The 4,139-nt window shown below is 71.2% G+C and carries 3 protein-coding genes; 1 reads left to right on the forward strand and 2 read right to left on the reverse strand.

Features of this window, described 5'->3' with window-relative positions; translation table 11 throughout:
- Positions 1-59 precede the first annotated feature (59 nt).
- Entirely contained in the window at positions 60-2,741 is a 2,682-nt protein-coding gene (locus K2X24_RS02285) for a DUF3772 domain-containing protein (protein WP_292494244.1), read from the reverse strand.
- Between the two features lie 586 nt (positions 2,742-3,327).
- Between K2X24_RS02285 and K2X24_RS02290 the strand changes: the two genes are divergently transcribed.
- Positions 3,328-3,876, forward strand: a complete 549-nt coding sequence (locus K2X24_RS02290; protein WP_292494246.1) for an HNH endonuclease — start codon at positions 3,328-3,330, stop codon at positions 3,874-3,876.
- A gap of 6 nt (positions 3,877-3,882) precedes the next feature.
- Here K2X24_RS02290 and K2X24_RS02295 read toward each other — a convergent pair.
- Positions 3,883-4,139, reverse strand: a 257-nt coding sequence (locus tag K2X24_RS02295) for a hypothetical protein (RefSeq protein WP_292494248.1), incomplete at its 5' end; no start/stop codon positions are given.

Here is a 4,139-nt window from a genome sequence, read left to right on the forward strand (position 1 = left end):
CGATGCCGCAAACCCGTCCCGTCCTCGACATCCACCCCACGTCCGGTTCTCCTGGCTCCTCAGCCGCCGGATCTCCGGCGCGCGGCCTCCGCCGAGCGCATGGGCTCGGCCTCGTCGAAGCGCTCCTCGGGGCGTGCCCCGCCCTCGGGCCGCCCGTCGGTGCGCCCCGGCACCGTGAACGCGGTGGCGATCTGGCCCACCGCGCTCTGGAAGCTCTCCAGGCCCTGGACCGTGACCACGCTGGAGCCCGGTCCGAGGGCCGGGATCATTCCGGCCCCAGACAAGGTCTGGAAGACGCTAAGGTTCAAATCATTCTGCACTTTCAGGCTGAGGCTGACGTCGACGATCATCACGATCAGCTCGAACTCGAGGAACGGGTCGCCGATCTTGCGGAACACCACCCGGGGCGGCGGCTCCTTGAGCACGTCCGGCTGGGCAGCGGCGCAGCCCATCAGCAGCTCGGCCGCGTGGACCGGGTCCTGGTTGCGCAGGACGCTGACCGTGATGCTGACCCGGCCGGTGCGGTCGCCCCGCACGCGGTTCTTCACGATGCCGGAGATCAGGTTCGAGTTCGGCACGATCACGGCCGAGCGGTCGAAGGTCTGGATCTCCGTGGAGCGCACCGAGATGCGCTTCACGATGCCCTCGCTGTCGCCGATGAGCACCTGGTCGCCGACCCGGATCGGGCGCTCCCAGAGCAGCAGCAGGCCGGAGACGAAGTTGTTGACGATGGATTGCAGGCCGAAACCGATACCCACCGAGAGGGCGCCGGCCACGATGGTGAGCTTCTCCAGGCTCAGGCCCAGATACGAGAAGGCCAGCGCCAGGGTGAGCAGGAAGCCGATATAGCCCGCGATGGTCGAGATCGAGTTGCGCAGGCCCGCATCGAGGTCGGTCGCCGGCAGGTAGGTCTGTTCGAGCCAGCGCTGGATCGCCCGCGTCACCGCCATGCCGAGGAGCAGGAGGCCGATGGCGAGCACGATGGTGGAGAGCGAGATGGTGACGTCGCCGACCTTGAAGCCGAAGAAGGCGGTCCGCACCGAGGAGAACACGTCCGTGGAGTCGAGGCCCCAGGGCGCCAGGGCCAGGAGGGCGGCGACCAGGACGAGGACGAGACGGGTGAAGCCCGTCGCCAGCACGGCGATCTGGTTGATCGAGCGCTTGCGCAGGCCCGTATTGGCCTGCAGCGCCGTGGCGATGCGGGTGTCGTCGCACAGCGTCCCGCCGATGAAGGTGTCGGCGCTCGAGATCAGCAGGAACAGCAGCACGAACAGGCCCGCCACCCAGACGAGCTGGTCGATGAGGAAGGCCGCGAAGGCGACGTAGCCGACCAGCGGCGCCACCGCGATGACGATGGCCCCCGCCCAGCCGAGGAGGCGGGCCGGCCCGCCGATGCCCGTGGTCGCCTCCGGCGCCACGTAGGGGCCGAAGCAGGCCTCCTCCTTCTCCGCCGTGTCGGCGAAGCGGTGCAGGCCGATGGCCAGGATGAGGGCGGTGGCGAGCGCCCCGATGCCGCGAGTGGCGATGGAGACCGGGAGCGCGGCCGAGATGCTGGAATTCAGCGCCTCGATCGACTTGACCACCGTGATCACGATGGCGATGCCCACCGCCAGCCGGGTCACCCGGGCGGCGGCGGTGTCGTCCATGGTCGCCACCCGCCAGGAGGGCTTGTCGGGCGAGAGCAGCGCGTCGGCCAGGGCCTCCACGAAGGCGATGAAGGCGAGGCCCCCCAGGATGGCGCCCGCCACCGGCAGGAGCCGCAGGGGCAGGAGGTCCGTCGCGTCGAGGGCGTAGTAGACCGCGTAGGAGCCGATGAAGGCCGGCACGGTGCCGAGCAGGAACACCCGCCAGGCCGCCAGCAGCTTCTTGCGCCGTGAGGGCGCCACCGCCTTGGCGTCACGCCGCCCCAGGCGGGGGGCGATGTTGCGCCGGCCGAAATACAGGGCGATCGAGATGCCGAAGGCGATCCCGAGCAGCAGCAGGTTGCCCAGCGTTCCGTTGCGGCCGAACAGGGCCACGGTGTCCTCCACGGCGCTCTGCAGGGCGCGCAGGTCGCGGGGCAGGTCGGCGGCGGCCCGCATCCACAGGTCGGGGCTGACGAGGGCGGTGGAGCGTTCGAACAGGCCGCGCGTAAAGGCGGCCCGGCGGCGGTTCGAGACCTGATCGACGATCTGGTCGCTCTGCACGAGGAGGGATTTGGCCAGCCGCTGCGTCTCGTCGATCTCCGCCACCGCGTGCTCGCGCTCGGTGCGCTCGCGGGCCACGTCCTCGCCCTCCTCGCCCTCCTTCGGCTTGGGGCCCAGCTGGGTCAGGCGCTCGCGGGCCGCCTCCAGGCGTGGGGAGGTGATGTCGATGACGTGGCGGATCTTGTCGGCGATGGCCTCGATGCCGTCGCGGGCCCGGGTCAGGTCGCCGGCGCCGACATTCGGGCCGGTGAGGATCTTTTCGCGTTGCTCCAGGTCGGCCTTGGCCGCGTCGAGCTGGTCGCGGACGTTCTGGATCTGCTCGGAAACGGCGGGCTTGGGCGCCGGCGGCTTGGCGGCGGGTTTGGCCTCCGCCGGAGCCGGGGTTCCGGCCGGAGCCGGCTTGGCCGGCGCGGTCGTGACGGCGGGCGCCCCCTGCCCGGCCGCGCCGCCGGGAGCCAGCACCGCCGGAGCCAGCGTCAGGGCACCGAACCAGGCGGCGGCCAGCGCCGCCCTCCGGATGCCGCCGAACCGCTGGCTTCTCGGGATAACGCCCATGTCGATCCTTTCGCGCCGCGCTTGCCGCGCGGTTCCGGCGCGGCCCCGCGCCACGCCTCGTCGGGCCGCTGACGACCCGCCCATCCGGATCGCGCCAGCAAGAACTGCGCGCGGTCTGACGGGGCGGGGAGCGGCCGGGGCCCGCCCCTTCGCCGAGCAATGGGGCGAAAGGCTGACGGCGCGGGCAAATGGGGGCGCCGGAGGCCCCGACCCTGCCCTGTGGGCGCGACGTCGGGGATGGGGCGGGCGACCTTCACAAGCGTGTCACGCTGATATTAGACTAAGTCCCGATGGATCTGGCCTTTTCGTTCCCGTGCGAGGAGGTGGCGACGACCATCCGCGCCGATGAGCGTCGCCACGAACCGGGCGTCTTCGCCCGATGCGACGGCTTTTGGCCAATGCCGGTCCGATCCGCGCCGCACCGCGCCGCGGGGATCCGGCCGTCCACGCATCCGCGTCACGCCGCCGGCCACCCGCCACGACGACCCGGGATGCGGAGATTTCTGATCTTTCACCAACCTGGGGCGATGCGCCGGCCGATTCCCGCGCGTTGTCCCTTCGTCGACCCGTCGAGAGGGTAGCGCCGATGCTGGATCTCCAAACGCTCGTCCTGAATGCGGATTACCGGCCGCTCTCGTACAATCCGCTCTCGCTCTGGTCCTGGAAGGACGCTTTCACCGCGCTGTTCCTCGACCGCGTCACCCTGGTGGCCAGCTACGACGTCGAGGCGCGCTCGCCCTCCCGCTCCCTGCGCGTGCCCAGCGTGGTCGCCCTGAAGAGCTACGTGACCCTGGCGCGCAGCCCGGCCTTCACGCGCTACAACATCTACCTGCGCGACACCTTCTCCTGCCAGTATTGCGGCCTGCGCCTGCCCTCGGGCGGCCTGACCTTCGACCACGTGGTGCCCCGCTCGCGCGGCGGCCAGTCGAGCTGGGAGAACGTGGTCGCGGCCTGCTCGCCCTGCAACCTGCGCAAGGCCAACCGCACCCCTGTGGAGGCGGACATGCCCCTCCTCAACGAGCCGCACCGGCCGACCCGGCACGAACTGCACCGCCGCCAGCCGGAATTCGACCACCGCGAGTACCACCACACCTGGCTCGACTACCTGTATTGGGACACCGAGCTGGAGAGCTGACGCGCATCAGGGGCCGGGAAAACGCGGCGGCGGCTCGTTGTAGAGGGGCAGCGCCAGGGAGCGCGGCGCCAGCAGGACCGGCGCCACGAAGACCGGCGCGGCGAGCACGGGCCGCAACGGCGGCGGGGGGATGTAGGCCGGATCGCGATAAGCGACCTCCGGGGGCAGGTACCGACCGCGACGGGGATAGCCGGGGTCGCCGCCCGCCAGGGCGGGCGCGGCCAGCGCGACGGCGGCGCCGAGGAGGACGAGACGAAGCATGA

This window comes from Methylobacterium sp., from assembly GCF_019750675.1.
In the GTDB taxonomy this organism is placed as follows: Bacteria; Pseudomonadota; Alphaproteobacteria; order Rhizobiales; family Beijerinckiaceae; genus Methylobacterium.

Coding starts and splice junctions, on each gene's coding strand:
- K2X24_RS02285 (WP_292494244.1), bottom strand. CDS start 2,741: ATGGGCGTTATCCCGAGAAGCCAGCGGTTCGGCGGCATCCGGAGGGCG.
- K2X24_RS02290 (WP_292494246.1), top strand. CDS start 3,328: ATGCTGGATCTCCAAACGCTCGTCCTGAATGCGGATTACCGGCCGCTC.